Origin of the sequence: Anaerosporomusa subterranea, assembly GCF_001611555.1 — a bacterium.
GTDB classification, from domain to species: Bacteria; Bacillota; Negativicutes; order Sporomusales; family Acetonemataceae; genus Anaerosporomusa; species Anaerosporomusa subterranea.
Genome location: NZ_LSGP01000026.1, coordinates 172,011 through 187,546, shown reverse-complemented (window position 1 = coordinate 187,546; position 15,536 = coordinate 172,011). Strand labels below are relative to the sequence as shown.

The window sequence follows — 15,536 nt, the reverse complement described above, 5'->3', positions numbered from 1 at the left end:
AATCGCAACATTACGCCGTTGCAATTTGCAGCAATCCATTCTCCTGTTTATATTATTGACGTAGCTTTCGCCAGAGCGTTGTTCGGTTGATTCCCAAGCGGGTAGCCGCCCGGCTGTAATTATATTGTTCCTCCCGTAAAACACGACGGATCGAAGCCATTTCTTGCGTTTGAAGCGTATCCCCCAAATCTATATTGTCTACTAGTTGCGTTGTTACGCCAAGCGTAGCGCGAAAATCATCCGCCGTAATATATTGGCCAGGTGTGAGCAGCACAGTTCGTTCTATGATATTTGCCAATTCTCGTACATTTCCCGGCCATAGATGGAGCTCCAATAAAGCATACGCCTCATCGGCTATCCAGTTTACCTTGGGGTTAAGAGCGAAGTGCTTATGTAGAAAAGCATCCGCCAACACGCGAATGTCTTCTCTTCGCTCACGTAGCGGCGGAATGTGAAGTCGCAAAATATCCAGACGATAATAGAGATCGCTACGGAATCGGCGCTCACGAATTAGACAGAGCAAATCTTGATTAGTTGCCGCAATTACCCGGATATCGATTGGAATAACACGATCTCCACCCAATCGCATCACTTCTCGTTCCTGCAGCACTCGCAAAATACGCGCTTGCAACGCCAAGGGCATTTCACCGATTTCATCAAGAAATATTGTTCCCCCATGCGCCAGTTCAAATAAGCCGGATTTTCCTCCTTTTTTTGCTCCTGTAAAGGCGCCTTCCTCATAGCCAAACAGTTCGCTTTCGAGTAGCGTTTCTGGCAATGCCGCACAATTTACCGCTACAAAGGGACCTTGTCTGCGACGACTGAGATTATGAACGCCTTGGGCGAGCATCTCCTTACCGGTGCCGGTTTCGCCAGTAACCAGCACTGTGGAATCGACCGTGGCATACTGCCGCGCCTTTTCCTTAACTTGGGTCATGTACGATGAGCAGCCTATTACCTGATCAATATTGACCTTTGCCACTAATCCCTTATCATATAGTTTCTGACGCACTGTTTGCTCGAATCGCTGCAGCTGCGTCACATCCTGAAAATTTGCAATCGCTCCGACCACCTTGCCGCCGAGTTTGATTGGTATTCGCTTCGTCGCGATGGTGCGAGCGCCAATTCGTTGTATTTCGCCGATTTCCGATTGCCCTCGCGCCACAATTAACGGCAACCGAGTATTGGGAATAACGTCGCCAACATTACGTCCTAGCACATCAGCAGACCGCATCTGAAAAACGTCCTCCGCAGCCGGATTAAAAATTGTGATGCGCGACTTGCCGTCAACAGCAACAATACCATCAGTCGATGAACTGATGATTGTTTGGAGAAGTTCTACTCGTTCCTGCTCTTTGCGCCTAACATTGGCTAGCAGTTGAGCTTGCCTCAGCGCCTTATAGATGGCTTCCTTACCAGATTGAATTAAAATCCCTTCCAGTCCGTAGCGGATAGCCAATCTAGCCGAAATAGCATCGCCGATAATTGCCCGAATCCCCATTCGGGCAGCTTTGGCAATTTTCTCCTGGGCCTCGCCCTCATTGCCAAGCGTGATTTCTTTTAGTTCAACTCCCCAGATGTCGTGAAGATCCTCACAGCCGTATATCACATTACGAAAGCCGACTACACCGACTGGACTGCTGTAATCGCCAATTTGCCTGAGAGCACGCAAGATGTCAAACGCTGTAATCGGGATTTCCACGACCGGTGTCTCGACTTGACTGCTAATCAGCGAAGCCGTGCCGCCACGGCTGACGATGACATCAGCGCCTTCACGAATCGCCGCAAACGCTTCAGACAGGCCGACGCTTAAATCACCTAGCCTGACATCAATGCCGGCCGGCCATTCTTCCATTCGTTCGGCTACTACCTCTTGAGCAATTGCTTGCATACCTGGGAACGGGGCAATTACCGTAATTTTTGCGTCCATCAGTAAGCGTCCTTTCTGGGTAAGTTTGCATACAGGAGGCAACTCCGTTATAATAATTTTATACCCTTTCAAGAGAGAAGCGTCCTTCAGTAGCGGCGAAAGGCCAAAATAGTTTTATTCTTAATTAGAAGAAACCCCAGATGATCCCCAATCCCTTCTGCAACCAATCAAAGAAAATGAACAGCCCCACGATAATCAAGATGATTCCCGCACCGCGGCGAATAGCCGGCAGCCATTCATACAACGAGCTAAGAGAAAATACATATTTTCGAATAATTGCCGCCAAACCTAGAAATGGCAGACAAAAGCCCATTGCGTACACTAGCAGCAAGAAAGCACCTTGCGACAGAGTAGCCGCCGTACCGGCATAGATGAGAATAGTCGCCAAAATTGGTCCGGTACACGGAGTCCAGCCAATCGTGAAGGCAACACCAAGCAAAAAAGCGCCGAGAGGGCCATGGAAAGTGTATTGCAGTAGCGGACGATATTCCCTATTTAGCAGATCAAATGAGAAAAAGCCACTTAGTTGCAAGCCCATTAGCACCATAAATACTGCACCGATCTTTTGAATTAAGCGTTGATTTTCGATCAATATTTGGCCAAAATAGGATGCGGTCGCACCCATAATAACAAAAACCATTGTGAAGCCGACTAGAAAGAAAGCAGCGTTAAGCCAAAACCGATCTTTTTTGCCGCCCGCATCTGGACCGGTTCCAGCGAGAAACGCGCTAAACGTGGGCACAACAGGTAAAACGCAAGGAGACAAGAAGGACAGCACTCCGGCTGCAAACGCTGTCAGCAGCGTGATATTCTGTTCAATCATCAGACGCCTCCTCTAGGACTTAGCTTGCACTTCCTTTAAAACCGTTTCCAATTCATCCGCAGTTACCGGCCCTGATTTACGAAATTGAATAACTCCATTTTTGTCCAAAATAATTGTAGTCGGGATTGCCCGAATGAGGAATTCGCTACCAGCTTTTCCATCAGGATCTAAAAGCACAGGCATCGTGTAATTATTCTGGTCGAGATACGCTCTTACTTTTTCTACCGGCTCTTGCAAATTAACCGCGCCAAAGAGAATCTCATTTTTATGCTTTGTTGCAAATACCTCTAGTTCCGGCATCTCCTCCCTGCAAGGCGGACACCAGGTAGCCCAAAAGTTCAACACCGTAATCTTGCCTGTTTTTCCAATCTTGAATGATTGTCCGTCTATTGTCTGGAGGGTAAATGACGGCGCTGTTTTGCCAACGGTAATCCCCGTTTCGGGAGCTGCGGGCGTCTGACCAGTCGTATCTTTTATGAAGTACCAGAAGCCTGCCGTCAGAACTAAGGCGATCGCAGCGATAACTAGAAAGCGTTTTCTCATTGAATTCCCTCCACCGAAATTTCATCACTTGTTGCCATTATCTCAGGTATTCGCGTCCAGTTCACCGATTCCTGCATCTGCAGGCCGACAGACGCTCAAACTGTATTTATGCATCATACGGAACACAGGAGGTATTTATGCACCAGTATTTATTTTTTATCGGTGATTTCCCCATCCGAAGTTATGGATTGGTCTTAAGCCTTGCCATCATACTGGCTACCGCGACTGCATACTTTTTGGCCAAGCAGGACGGGCGTTGGCATCAGCATGTGCCAGACATGGGGATTTACTGCGGTTTGGCCGGTATTATCGGGGCCCGGTTGTGGGATGTATTCTTTTTTGATTGGGACTATTACCAGCATCATCTGTTGGAGATCCCCTTTGTCTGGCAAGGCGGCATGGCAATTCAAGGCGGTGTAGTGCTGGGAACCTTGGTCGGCTATTGGTATACTAAGAAACACCACATTGACACCTGGGCCTTTGCCGACATTGTCGCTGCGCCTGCAGTTATCATGGGACAAGCCATTGGACGCATCGCCAACCTCTTAAATGGGGATGCTTTTGGCCGCCCCACCGGCAGCAATTTTGGCATTGTCTATCCGGATACGACGTTGGCGCATCAAGTCTACGGTAATCAGCCGCTCTGGCCGGCGGAAGTTTGGGAAGGACAAATCGACATCATCATTTTTGTATTGCTGCTGATTCTGCGTACAACGAACCACGCCAAAGGTCAAGTTTTTATCGCCTACGCAGTTCTCTACTCGATAGCCCGCTTTTTTCTTGAATTTCTCCGTGGTGACTACGGAACCTTGGCCTTGGGTCTCAAATCCGCTCAGTTGACTAGCTTGGCAGTCATCATTATCGGCACAGCGCTGTTCATTTTGGTTGGCTTAAAAGGCCAAAAAATTAGCGAGCCAGCGACGAATCAGCCTGTGAAAAAGGGTAAACGATAAAGAAGAGTTGCTGGTGAGGCCTTTTTTTGAGAGCAAGAGCGATTAGCACTAAGATTGCAAAACGCACAAAGGTTTTTATAATAATTCACTTTGCGACGCTTGCGCGCTTCGTGGGGCTTCGCGCTAACGCACCTTCACGATTACTGCGCTAATAAAACGCAGCTGAATTTCTTGAACTTCTAACAAGGAGTGATTTGTCCCATTGGATACACCCAGTATTGGACTTGAACTGCTAATCATCGCTATATTAGTCCTGGCAAATGGAATTTTTTCGATGACGGAAATGGCCATTGTCTCTTCCCGTAAATCGCGGCTTGAACAAATGCAAGACGATGGCGTCGCCGGCGCCCGCATTGCCTTACAATTGGCAAAAGAGCCGAATCATATGTTATCCACTGTTCAAGTCGGCATTACGCTAATTGGAATTCTTACTGGCGCGTTCGGTGGCGGTGCCCTATCGCAAGTGTTAAGCCAACTGCTAAAGACGATCCCATTTCTGGCTAGGTATAGTGACGCGATTAGTCTAGGGCTTGTCGTCGCAGGTATCACCTATGCCTCGCTCATTGTCGGCGAGCTGGTCCCTAAGCGTTTAGCGATGGCATTCCCAGAAAAAATAGCTATTGCCTTGGCCGGTCCCATGTCAGTCTTTTCCAGATTCACCAAACCGGTAGTAAATTTCCTCAGTTTTTCCACCCAGGTGATTTTGCGATTGTTTTCGATCAAACCGTCAACCGAACCGCCGGTTACAGAAGATGAGATTCGCATTTTAATTAACCAGGGCACAGAATCTGGTGTATTTGAAGAAACTGAAAAAGACATGGTTGATAAGGTCTTCTTGCTTAACGATATTCGCATTGGCGCATTAATGACTCCACGAACCCAGATCGAATGGTTAAATGTTGATGCGCCGTCGGCAACTATCCTCACAACTTGCTTAGAGTCCAAGCATTCCTGGTTACCTGTAGCTCAAGGCAAAATTGACGAGATTATCGGCGTGGTCTTTGTCAAAGAATTACTTATTCAACACATTGCAGGCAACACATTCGATATTACCGCTTTGGCTCGCGACATTCTCTATATTCCGAAAAATATGCGTGCATTGAAAGCCCTGGAGCTATTAAAAAGTTCGGGTGCAGAAATTGCGCTGGTGGCTGATGAGTATGGCGGTGTTTCCGGATTGGTTACTTTAGACGATATTCTTGAAGAAATTGTTGGTGACATGCCATCTTTTGACGAAGATGAAGATCCGGACATTGTGCAGCGTGAAGACGGTTCTTGGCTGATCAATGGTATGCTACCCATCGAAGAATTCAAGGAGTTATTTGATCTTGATGAGTTACCTGGCGAGGATCGTGATCACTTCCACACTCTCGGCGGGTTTGTGGTTTCCTATTTAGGTTACATACCTGGCCCGACCGCTTCTATCCAATGGAATGAATTGCGCATTGAAGTTGTTGATATGGACCGCACCCGCGTTGACAAGGTTCTCATCACACCGACGCCGCCGCTAGACGTGTAAGTCAAGAAACAGCAGCCGTCCATTGTAGGACAGGCTGCTGTTTTTTCTATTAAATACTTGCGAAAAGCAAAACATTGGTTTATGCTCTTCACCCTTGTAATAGAATAGTATATCTGCTTTGCGACCAAAACTAACGCAGGAGGGAATAATTGATGCTTGACGCAGAATTTCTTGCCGCGTTGCTTTCGATTATTGCTATCGATTTGGTTTTAGCTGGCGACAACGCTGTTGTCATCGCGCTCGCATCCCGGAAATTACCTGGGAAGCTGCGAACCCAAGCGATCTATTGGGGCACGTTTGGCGCGATTATTATTCGAGCCTTGATGACGCTTATTGCCGTGTGGATATTACGGATACCTTACCTGCAGGCGCTAGGGGGACTTCTGCTTATCCCGGTAGCCGTCAATTTGTTGAAACAAGAGACCCCATCTGAGCACATTGACGCATCCTCCAGTTTTTGGGGTGCGATTAAAACCATCATTGTCGCCGACGCCATTATGGGAATCGATAATGTCTTGGCAATTGCAGGCGCCTCTCATGGCAATATGCTACTAGTCATCCTTGGATTGCTGGTCAGTGTACCTATAGTAATATGGGGTAGTAAATGGATTTCCGCCTGGATGGTGAAATATCCTGTTCTCATCTATGTCGGAGCGGCGATCTTGGCCTGGACGGCAGGTACAATGGTAATGAATGACAATATTATTGGAACTGCTCTCCTGTCTTTGTTTAATTCGGCAGACTGGCTGGTACCACTACTGGTTACAGTGTTTGTTTTAATCGCAGGCAAACTTCAGGAACGCGTCCGGATTTAACACGACACAGAGAAAAGCTCCATCCGTTAGTGTGGATGGAGCTTTTCTTGTATTAGGCAGGGTTCTGCGGTACACTTACTGACTTTTTCCTTGAGAGCTTGTCTTTAACCATTTCCACCATTACAAACAGACAGGGAATCAGGAATAACCCTAGTACTGTCGCTATCGTCATACCGCCGACGACAGCAGTTCCCATAGCATTACGGGAGGCTGCCCCTGCGCCGCTGGCAAACATCAGCGGCAGACAGCCGATGATGAAGGCCAGCGATGTCATGATGATCGGACGCAGCCGAAGTTTAGATGCTTCGATAGCTGCCTGCACCGGATGCATCCCTTTGTCGGTTCTCACTTTTGCGAACTCGACAATCAGAATAGCATTCTTAGCCGCAAGACCAATCAGCATGACCAAACCGATCTGCATATATACGCTGTTTTCCAAACCACGCACATACTGAAATAAGAAAGCGCCAAGTATTCCTGTAGGAACCGAAAGCAATACGGCGAATGGAATGCTCCAGCTCTCATACAGGGCAGCCAAACACAAGAACACGAACAGCAATGCCAGGCCGAATACAATCGGTGCTCTGCCGCCGGAGACTTTTTCTTCCCGGCTCTGGCCGTCCCATGTATACGTGTAACCTGTCGGCAGTACTTGTTTAGCAACCTCTTCCAAAGCTGCAATGGCCTGGCCTGAACTGTATCCAGGCGCCGGCTGACCATTAATCTGCAGCGCCCGGACAGCATTAAACCGTTTAATCGTTGCCGCTGCGTTGAGCGGTTCCGGAATGATCAGTGTATTAAGTGGTACCATCGTTCCATTGGAGCTTTTCAGAAACAAATTGCGGGTTGATTCGATATCATTACGATACTTAGGTTCTGCTTGCATGATGACCTTAAAGGTTCGGCCAAAGCGATTAAAGTCATTTACCTGTAAGCCGCCTAAGAAAGTCTGTAGCGTACTAAAGACATCATTAACCGGAATACCGAGCTTTTCGGCTTTATCACGATCCACGTTGAAGCGGAATCCTGGTGTATTTGCCTTAAATGTGGAGTAAGCCATGCCGATTTCCGGTCGTTGACGCGCCGCAGCAAGGAATTGCTTGGACACGTTGTCTAATGCTTCCAGACTGCCGCCTGATCTATCCTCGAGCATCATCGTGAAGCCGCCGACAGAACCCATGCCGGGAAGAGCAGGCGGATTAAGAGCAAGAACGGTTGCTTCAGGCAAGTGAGCGCCTTTCTGGAATACGCTCTGAATTTGCTTATCGACCGCAAGCTCAGGAGCCTTACGTTCTTCCCATGAAGCCAATCCAGTAAAGATGGTTGCCGAGTTAGGCTTCATTGCGCCATCCAGCATATCAAATCCAACGATAGCCATTGAATTTTCAACGCCAGATTGAGAACGAATTTGTTCTTCGAGTTTGAGAGCTGCTGCGTTGGTGCGATTTAGACTAGCCGCCTCCGGCAATGATACCAAACTCAGGAAATAGCCTTGGTCTTCGTTGGGCACAAACGAAGACGGGACGCGATTCGCTAAGACGACGCAGAAAACGAGCACCAGCACAACTGAAGCTGCACACAGGCGTCCGCGGGTAACGATTTTCCCAAGGCTAAACCCATAGCGCTCCACTGTCTGGTCAAACCAGATGTTAAACTTATCAAAGAAACGTCCCAGCCAGCCGCTGTGAGCGTCTGGGTTATGAGGTTTCAGCATCAGTGCGCACAGCGCCGGAGTCAACGATAGAGCAACAATTGCTGATAAGGCCATAGAAATGGCAATCGTCAGGGCAAACTGTTTGTATAGTACTCCCATCGTGCCGCCAAAGAAAGCGACCGGGATAAATACCGAGGCAAGCACGAAGGCAATGGCAACAACCGGACCTGATACTTCTTCCATTGCCCGTTTGGTTGCATCAAGCGGGCTCAGGCCATGAGCACGCATATTTTGTTCAACTGCCTCAATAACAACAATCGCGTCATCGACAACCAAGCCGATTGCCAGAACCATCGCAAACATGGTCAAAGTATTTATCGAGAAATCGAGGGCAACAAACGCGCCAAAAGTACCGATGAGAGAAACAGGGACTGCAAGCATCGGAATAAGCGTTGCCCGCCAGCTCTGCAAAAAGAGAAATACCACGACAAGAACCAATAGCAAAGCCTCTGCAAACGTTTTGGCCACCTCTGTCAGAGATGCTTGTACGAACTTGGTATTGTCAACAATAACCTTGTAATCCATATCGGGCGGAAAACGTTTAGCCGCTTCGGCAATAACCTGTTTGACATTGCCGATTGTTTCCAAAGCATTGGCATCACTGCTCAATTGAATGGCAAATCCTGCCGATGTGATGCCGTTGTTATAGGCATCAACGTTATAATCTTTGGAGCCAAGATTGACTGTGGCAATGTCTCTGATTCGAACAACCGAACCATCTGGCTGGCTGCGAATGATAATCTCTTCAAACTCGCTGACTTCGGTGAGACGACCTTTAACACGGGCCGAATATTGAAACTCCTGCTCAGCAGGTGAAGGCGATTGCCCGATTGTACCAGCAGGCGCCTGGATATTTTGTTTGTTAATCGCGCTGGCAACTTCGCTGGCGGTGATGCCAAGCTGAGCCATTTTATCCGGGCGCAGCCATATACGCATACTATAGTCTGAGCCAAACTCCATGACATCGCCGACGCCCTTAACGCGCTTGAGATCTTCAACGATGTAGATACTGCCATAATTCTTTAAAAAGTTTGAATCATACTGCCCATTCTTCGAGGTTAAAGTAAAAACCATCGCCATATCCTGGGCGGATTTTTTGGTAGTAATTCCAGCATTCAACACGGATTGCGGCAGAGACGAATTCGCCTGGGCAATCCGGTTTTGGACTTGGACAGACGCCATGTCAGGGTCTGTACCCAGCTCAAACTTTACATTTAGTGAATAGGAGCCAGAGTCTGAACTGGTCGAACTCATAGAAACCATATTGTCTACGCCATTAACCTGCTGTTCAATAACCTGCGCCACCGTCTGATCGATTACTTCAGAGTTGGCACCAGGGTACGCGGCGCGAACACTGATTGTCGGCGGCGTAATCTGTGGATATTGCGCAATCGGCAAGTTTACGGCGGAAATTAATCCTGCCAATGTAATGATAATCGATAAGACGATCGCAAAGACAGGACGATTAATAAAAAATCTTGCCACCGGTATACCCCCTACTGCTTAACCGGAGTCTTTAAATCGTCCGGTCCAATCATGATAACTTTTAGCGGCATTCCCGGTTGGGTCTTGGCGGCCCCTTCCGCCAAGACACGGTCAGTTGCCGACAACCCTGATTCAACCAACCAGAGATTGCCAACACGAACACCCATCCTTACTTCGCGTTGTTCAGCTTTATCGCCTTCTCCCACGATAGTGACAAATGTTTTGCCAAGCAGTTCCTGAACCGCTCTTTGTGGAATCAGCAGAGCGTTCTTGCGTACCTCGCCTTGAGCAACTACCCGGGCAAACATGCCAGGAAGCAACAACTTTCTCGGATTAGCAAAAGTAGCCTTAAGTGTAAGTGAACCGGTATTCTTCGTTAAGCCGCGATCAACCTGTTGAATTTGCCCGGTCAGAGGATATTCCGAACCATCGCTTAGAACCAGCTTTAGGTCTTTCCCCCAGCCGTTAGTCATCCCATTACCATCAACATAATGCTGAGCTAACTGCAGATATAACATTTCGCTCATGCTAAACTGTACAAGCATCGGGTCCTCTGTGGAAACTGTGGCAATCACGGTTTGACCTGCCTGTACAAAGTTACCGACATCTAACTCATTGACATCCATGCGGCCATCAATCGGCGAGACAATCACCGTATCCCGCATGTCATTTTCCGCCTGCCGCACTCTGGCTTGATTTGCCGCAACAACAGCTGAGTGCTGCTGTTCGGTCGAGACGGCGGTATCAAGAATTTGACGGGCAATCGCCTGTTGCGCAGCCAGTTGCTTATACCGCAAAGTTTCTAATTTGGAATTGCTCAACGCCGCCTGTGACTGCGCCAGTTGCGCTTGCGCATTAAGCAATGCGGTTTCATACTGACGAGAATCGACTTCAAACAACGGTTGGCCCTTGGTAACCGTCGAGCCGCCTGCCACATGTTTAGCGACGATGTTGCCGGACACGCTGGCCTTAATCTGCGCTTCGGTTTTTGGCTGCACTTGGCCGATAAACTCATAGGTAATCGGTGTATCTTGCTGAATGACCTGCATAGCTTTAACCTCAACAGCCTGCGGCGCCTGCGCCGGCTTTCCGCCACAGCCAACCGCCAACAGAGTGGCAGTCAGCGCAACTAGGCTAAAAAAAGAGCGTTTCATCGTGGATATGGGAAACAATTGTTATTCCTCCTCGTATTTTGGTTTGGGGCGTATTATGGATTTGATACCCCACGTAAATAAATGTCAAGTGCCTGTATTATGTATACTTCAATCGGGTCATCGGCCGGAGGCAATAACTCTTTTGACACAAGCAGAGTAATTAAAGAGAGATTTAAGATTTTAAGCAAGGAAATAGCCGCAAAATCCGGCTGCAAATCAGAGCGAAATTGTCCCCGAGAGATGGCTTCAACGATGCAGTCTTTGAGAAACGAATGAAGTTTATCGGCAGCATTCAAAATAAAGGGTTCAAACCATTTCGTCGGGTTAGTCATTTCGCTGTAAAATAAGCGGTCCAAGTATGGATTTTCTTTATGTAGATGAGCGATGGTTATCGCCATTCGCCTGATTTTAGCAACCGGGCACGCTTCTTCCTGTTGAATAACATTCAGTGAATCATCGAGTATGGCCAACTGATGTTCCAGAACAAAAGCATACAAATTATCTTTGCCGCCAAAATAATAGGAGATTAACGCAACATTTACGCCTGCAGCTTCAGCCAGCTCCTTCACCGACACTGCTGCAACGCCCTTCATTGCAAATAGGGGAACAGCCGCCTTAATTATTTTGCAGACTGTTGGTTTATCGATTGGAACTTCTATTTTCATTTGCCCCTCCTTTTTTTAGCATTTTAAATTTCTATTTAAATCATGTATTTAAGTATAGTACGATCTCTTGTTTTTGTCTACCATTTCTCATTGAAATTTCCTGTTCTCATCGCTTGACAAGCCTGCATTTAGATGTAATAATTATTGTACAATAGAGAATAGTACAAAGGGGAGTAGCTAGCAGGGAAACCTGTAACAAAGTCGACAATTCGTGGGAAACCACCGGCTTTGAGCACGTCAGTGTAGCCAGACCTTTGCCTAATTGGCAGAGGTCTTTTTGATTGCCAAAAAACACCAGCTCTATTGGAACTACATTGACATTTAAGGAGGACTTTGCTAATGCTAGACATGGACTTTCTAACCGCCCTACTCTCCATCGTCGCGATTGATTTGGTTCTGGCCGGCGACAACGCAATTGTCATCGCTTTGGCGTCTCGCAACCTGCCGATTAATCAGCGTAACAAAGCAATCTACTGGGGAACTTTTGGCGCGATCCTAATCCGCACTTTAATGACCCTTGCTGCAGTTTGGTTGATGAAAACACCCTACTTGCAAGCAATAGGCGGTCTATTGCTGATTCCGGTAGCGATTAAGTTATTGAAAAAAGACGATTCTGAAGAACACATTGATGCTTCCTCCTCTTTTTGGGGAGCGATAAAAACCATCATCGTTGCTGACGCGATTATGGGGGTCGATAACGTACTGGCGATAGCTGGTGCGTCACATGGCAATATGACTCTGGTTATATTAGGGCTAGCCATCAGCATACCAATCGTTGTCTGGGGCAGCAAATGGATATCTAGTTTGATGACAAAATATCCAGTTCTGATTTACGCAGGTGCTGGTATTTTGGCTTGGACTGCCGGTTCAATGGTCATGAGCGACAAAATTGTCGGCAGCTACCTCACCTCAGTGATCAGTATTGCGTCTTGGCTATGTCCGTTGTTGATTACGCTCTTTGTGCTAACTGTCGGCAAACAGATGGAAAAGCGGCAGGAACAAGTAAGCAACGAATAATATCAAACTACAATAACAAGAAAGAACGCCTAATGGCGTTCTTTCTTGTTATTGTAAACAGCAGGATTTCGCCACTTCGAAAAAGAATCCATCTAGCAAAAGCTATAGTTTTTGGTGAAAAATGCAAACTACAACTTGGGCGTTCTGCTACTTTTGGCTAACAGCCCAACAACAAAGGAGGAATTTTCGTGGGCATGACCATGGCAGAGAAAATCATTGCCAAGGCTTCTAACAAACTCGCTGTCAAACCTGGCGATTTTGTATGGGCAAATATCAATACCGCCATGATGGACGACCTATTGGGGCCAAGAGTTGTCATTGCAGACCAAATTAAAAAGCTAGGGAACACAGTCTGGGATAAGGAAAAAGTGGTTATAATTTCGGACCATTATTCCCCTGCAGCCAACATTACGCAGGCAGAGATTCTGCAGTTTACGCGGAACTGGGCGTCAGAATACGGAATTGGAAAGTATTATGAAGGCCTTGGCCCCTGCCACCAAGTACTAGCTGAAAAAGGATTTGACATTCCCGGCTCACTGATGGTAGGAACCGACTCTCATACGACAACTGCCGGTGCTTTTGGTTGTTTTGGTACAGGCATTGGCTCGACAGAGATGTTGGGTGTACTGGTATCAGGTCAAATTTGGCTGCGCGTACCTGAAAGCATCTTGTTTACCTGGAACGGGAAATTGCAATCTGGTGTTTTTGCCAAAGATATTATTTTGCGCACTATTAAAGAAATTGGACAGGCAGGCGCCACGTACAAGGTAATGGAATTTGCCGGCAATGCGATCGAAAACCTAACGGTTGATGAAAGAATGACTATTACCAACATGGCCGTGGAAGCAGGTGCCAAAACTGGCCTAATCGCGCCTGATGAGAAAGTATTTGCTTATTTGTCTGCCATCGGCGCTCAGCGTGGAGATCCACAATATAGTGACCCAGATGCGATCTATAGCGAGCGCTATTCTTTTGACGCCAGCAAGCTTGTCCCGCAAATTGCTCTGCCTCATGAAGTAGACAAAGTAGTGGATGTTAGTGAGGCTGAAGGTGAAGTGATTCATCAGGCATACCTTGGTTCATGCACTAATGGCAGATTTGACGATTTGGCACAAGCAGCTAAAATCCTTAAGGGGAAAAAAGTTCATCCACGCGTTCGTTTTCTGGTTTCAGCGGCTTCCCGCTCTATTTATCACCAGGCCATTACCACAGGCATCATTGAGACATTGTCTGACGCGGGGGCTATGATACTGGCTCCCAGTTGCGGCGCATGTCTTGGGCTGCACAGTGGAATTCTGGCTCGTGGCGAACGGGCAATATCTTCTACCAATCGCAATTTTGTCGGCAGAATGGGACACAAAGAGTCTGATCTCTTCCTCGGTTCACCTGCCTCTGTGGCTGCTACCGCAATCGAAGGAAAAATCGCTGATCCGCGCAAGTATCTGTAGGAGGTGGTTCTAATGCATACACTTCGAGGTAATGTTCTCAAGTATGGTGATAATATTAATACCGATTTAATCTCTCCGCCGCAATACCTGGAAAAATCAATGGAAGTAATTGCCCAACATGCTATGGAAGGAATTGATGAGCAGTTTGCGTCCAAAGTTCAGCCTGGCGACATTTTAGTCGCAGGAGATAACTTTGGTCCTGGATCAAGCCGCGAGACTGCGCCGATTGCTTTGAAAATGGCAGGGGTAGGCGCAATTGTTGCAAAGTTTTTTGCTCGTATTTTCTATCGTAATGCAATAAACATTGGCCTGCCAGTGCTAGAGTGTCCGGATATTGATAAAATCCAGGACGGAGACGCTTTGGAGATTGATCTTGAGTCAGGGATAATAACCAATATCACCAAAGGTGAACAGTACAAGACTGCTCCCTTATCCGAACCAGTCATGGATGTCCTATCCGCAGGCGGATTAATTCCCTTTCTTGAGAAACAGTATGGGACGATAAAGTCGTAAATAAAGCAAAAGGCCATCTAAATTTAGATGGCCTTTTGCTTTATGGTTTACTTAATAATCCCTTTTTCTTTTAGCCAAGTCTTAGCTACCTCTTTGGCGTCTTTTTTCTCCAAATCGACTTTGGCGTTTAAGGCCGCCATTTCCTTATCATCAATTTTTCCTGCCAGCAGTTTTAATGCGTCGGCAATTTCCGGATGTTTTTTCAGAGTATCTTCGCGAACAATCGGGGCTGCAAAATAAGGTGGGAAGAATTGTTTATCATCTTCTAGCACCTTCAGATTGAAAGCTGGAATCCGTCCGTCAGTAGCGAACCCATCAATAAGATCGACTTTCTTGTCGCGTACCGCAGCGTAGGTCAAACCAGGATCCATACCGCTCACCTGTTTGAACTGTATTCCATATTTCTCTTGCAATCCGTTAAGTCCATCTGGCCGTTCTAGAAATTCATGCGTACAGCCGAAGCTTAACTCAGATGCTTTGCCAACAAGATCAGAGACTTTTGATATACCCAGGCTATCAGCGACATCGGTTCTCATGGTAATCGTATAAGTATTGTTGAAACCAAAAGGCTCAAGCCAAATGATTTTCTTTTGCTCTTTATACATTGCTTTTACTTTATCATAGGCTGCTTGCGGGTCGGAAACCAACGGCTGACCCAAGATATTCATTAATCCTGTCCCGGTATACTCTGCATAGATATCTACATCACCCCGGTCTAGAGCTTGAGCAACAATGTTGGTTCCGCCAAGGAATGGCTTAACTTCTGCCGTTAACTCGGTTTTCTCCTCAATCGTGTATTTCATCAAATACACGAGTATGTCTTGCTCGGTAAAGTTTTTCCCGCCAATGACAACCTTGCCGCTATTCTTGTCAGACGAGGAACAGCCTGCAAAGACTAGCGCCATTGTCATAATCAGAATACATACTAGTAGTTTTTTTTTCATACATCGATCTCCA

Annotated in this window: 13 protein-coding genes; 6 read left to right on the top strand and 7 right to left on the bottom strand. The window is 47.0% G+C overall.

Going from position 1 to position 15,536, the window contains the following annotated elements:
- Positions 1 to 52: 52 nt before the first annotated feature.
- From AXX12_RS17715 to AXX12_RS17705, 3 genes are all read right to left on the bottom strand, one after another.
- Positions 53 to 1,930: a sigma-54-dependent Fis family transcriptional regulator gene (locus AXX12_RS17715; RefSeq protein ID WP_066245724.1), complete on the bottom strand. Its 1,878-nt coding sequence runs from the start codon at positions 1,928 to 1,930 to the stop codon at positions 53 to 55.
- Between the two features lie 124 nt (positions 1,931 to 2,054).
- Positions 2,055 to 2,753, bottom strand: coding sequence for a cytochrome c biogenesis CcdA family protein (locus AXX12_RS17710; RefSeq protein WP_066245606.1), 699 nt, complete (start codon positions 2,751 to 2,753; stop codon positions 2,055 to 2,057).
- Between the two features lie 12 nt (positions 2,754 to 2,765).
- On the bottom strand, positions 2,766 to 3,296 hold the full coding sequence (locus tag AXX12_RS17705) for a TlpA family protein disulfide reductase (RefSeq protein ID WP_066245603.1): 531 nt from the start codon (positions 3,294 to 3,296) through the stop codon (positions 2,766 to 2,768).
- A gap of 137 nt (positions 3,297 to 3,433) precedes the next feature.
- On the opposite strand from AXX12_RS17705, the gene lgt reads away from it, so the two are divergent.
- From lgt to AXX12_RS17690, 3 genes are all read left to right on the top strand, one after another.
- Positions 3,434 to 4,249 carry a prolipoprotein diacylglyceryl transferase gene (lgt, locus tag AXX12_RS17700; RefSeq protein ID WP_066245602.1) on the top strand — a complete coding sequence of 272 codons (816 nt, stop codon included), beginning with the start codon at positions 3,434 to 3,436 and terminating at the stop codon, positions 4,247 to 4,249.
- Between the two features lie 202 nt (positions 4,250 to 4,451).
- Positions 4,452 to 5,768, top strand: a complete 1,317-nt coding sequence (locus tag AXX12_RS17695; protein WP_066245601.1) for a hemolysin family protein — start codon at positions 4,452 to 4,454, stop codon at positions 5,766 to 5,768.
- A 152-nt stretch (positions 5,769 to 5,920) separates the two neighbouring features.
- Complete coding sequence (locus AXX12_RS17690; RefSeq protein WP_066245599.1) at positions 5,921 to 6,583, top strand: TerC family protein; 663 nt, start codon at positions 5,921 to 5,923, stop codon at positions 6,581 to 6,583.
- A gap of 52 nt (positions 6,584 to 6,635) precedes the next feature.
- Here AXX12_RS17690 and AXX12_RS17685 read toward each other — a convergent pair whose 3' ends face one another.
- The 3 genes from AXX12_RS17685 to AXX12_RS17675 are packed head-to-tail and all read right to left on the bottom strand — an operon-like array spanning position 6,636 to position 11,601.
- On the bottom strand, positions 6,636 to 9,782 hold the full coding sequence (locus AXX12_RS17685; protein ID WP_066245597.1) for an efflux RND transporter permease subunit: 3,147 nt from the start codon (positions 9,780 to 9,782) through the stop codon (positions 6,636 to 6,638).
- Positions 9,783 to 9,793: 11 nt separating this feature from the next.
- Entirely contained in the window at positions 9,794 to 10,954 is a 1,161-nt protein-coding gene (locus AXX12_RS17680; protein WP_331711630.1) for an efflux RND transporter periplasmic adaptor subunit, read from the bottom strand.
- Between the two features lie 35 nt (positions 10,955 to 10,989).
- Positions 10,990 to 11,601 carry a TetR family transcriptional regulator gene (locus AXX12_RS17675; RefSeq protein WP_066245593.1) on the bottom strand — a complete coding sequence of 204 codons (612 nt, stop codon included), beginning with the start codon at positions 11,599 to 11,601 and terminating at the stop codon, positions 10,990 to 10,992.
- A gap of 339 nt (positions 11,602 to 11,940) precedes the next feature.
- On the opposite strand from AXX12_RS17675, the gene AXX12_RS17670 reads away from it, so the two are divergent.
- The 3 genes from AXX12_RS17670 (at position 11,941) to AXX12_RS17660 (ending at position 14,579) form a co-directional block, all read left to right on the top strand.
- Positions 11,941 to 12,618: a TerC family protein gene (locus tag AXX12_RS17670; RefSeq protein WP_082816966.1), complete on the top strand. Its 678-nt coding sequence runs from the start codon at positions 11,941 to 11,943 to the stop codon at positions 12,616 to 12,618.
- Positions 12,619 to 12,812: 194 nt separating this feature from the next.
- Positions 12,813 to 14,066, top strand: coding sequence for a 3-isopropylmalate dehydratase large subunit (locus tag AXX12_RS17665; RefSeq protein WP_231881949.1), 1,254 nt, complete (start codon positions 12,813 to 12,815; stop codon positions 14,064 to 14,066).
- A gap of 12 nt (positions 14,067 to 14,078) precedes the next feature.
- A complete protein-coding gene (locus AXX12_RS17660) occupies positions 14,079 to 14,579 on the top strand; it encodes a 3-isopropylmalate dehydratase small subunit (RefSeq protein ID WP_066245588.1) in 501 nt (166 codons plus the stop codon).
- Positions 14,580 to 14,626: 47 nt separating this feature from the next.
- On the opposite strand, the gene AXX12_RS17655 is transcribed toward AXX12_RS17660, so the two are convergent.
- On the bottom strand, positions 14,627 to 15,523 hold the full coding sequence (locus tag AXX12_RS17655; protein ID WP_066245586.1) for a glycine betaine ABC transporter substrate-binding protein: 897 nt from the start codon (positions 15,521 to 15,523) through the stop codon (positions 14,627 to 14,629).
- Between the last annotated feature and the right edge of the window lie 13 nt (positions 15,524 to 15,536).

What these genes read in the sequence shown, in the direction of transcription:
- AXX12_RS17715 (WP_066245724.1), bottom strand. Translation starts at nt 1,930, where the DNA reads ATGGACGCAAAAATTACGGTAATTGCCCCGTTCCCAGGTATGCAAGCA.
- AXX12_RS17710 (WP_066245606.1), bottom strand. Translation starts at nt 2,753, where the DNA reads ATGATTGAACAGAATATCACGCTGCTGACAGCGTTTGCAGCCGGAGTG.
- AXX12_RS17705 (WP_066245603.1), bottom strand. Translation starts at nt 3,296, where the DNA reads ATGAGAAAACGCTTTCTAGTTATCGCTGCGATCGCCTTAGTTCTGACG.
- lgt (WP_066245602.1), top strand. Translation starts at nt 3,434, where the DNA reads ATGCACCAGTATTTATTTTTTATCGGTGATTTCCCCATCCGAAGTTAT.
- AXX12_RS17690 (WP_066245599.1), top strand. Translation starts at nt 5,921, where the DNA reads ATGCTTGACGCAGAATTTCTTGCCGCGTTGCTTTCGATTATTGCTATC.
- AXX12_RS17675 (WP_066245593.1), bottom strand. Translation starts at nt 11,601, where the DNA reads ATGAAAATAGAAGTTCCAATCGATAAACCAACAGTCTGCAAAATAATT.
- AXX12_RS17670 (WP_082816966.1), top strand. Translation starts at nt 11,941, where the DNA reads ATGCTAGACATGGACTTTCTAACCGCCCTACTCTCCATCGTCGCGATT.
- AXX12_RS17665 (WP_231881949.1), top strand. Translation starts at nt 12,813, where the DNA reads ATGACCATGGCAGAGAAAATCATTGCCAAGGCTTCTAACAAACTCGCT.
- AXX12_RS17660 (WP_066245588.1), top strand. Translation starts at nt 14,079, where the DNA reads ATGCATACACTTCGAGGTAATGTTCTCAAGTATGGTGATAATATTAAT.
- AXX12_RS17655 (WP_066245586.1), bottom strand. Translation starts at nt 15,523, where the DNA reads ATGAAAAAAAAACTACTAGTATGTATTCTGATTATGACAATGGCGCTA.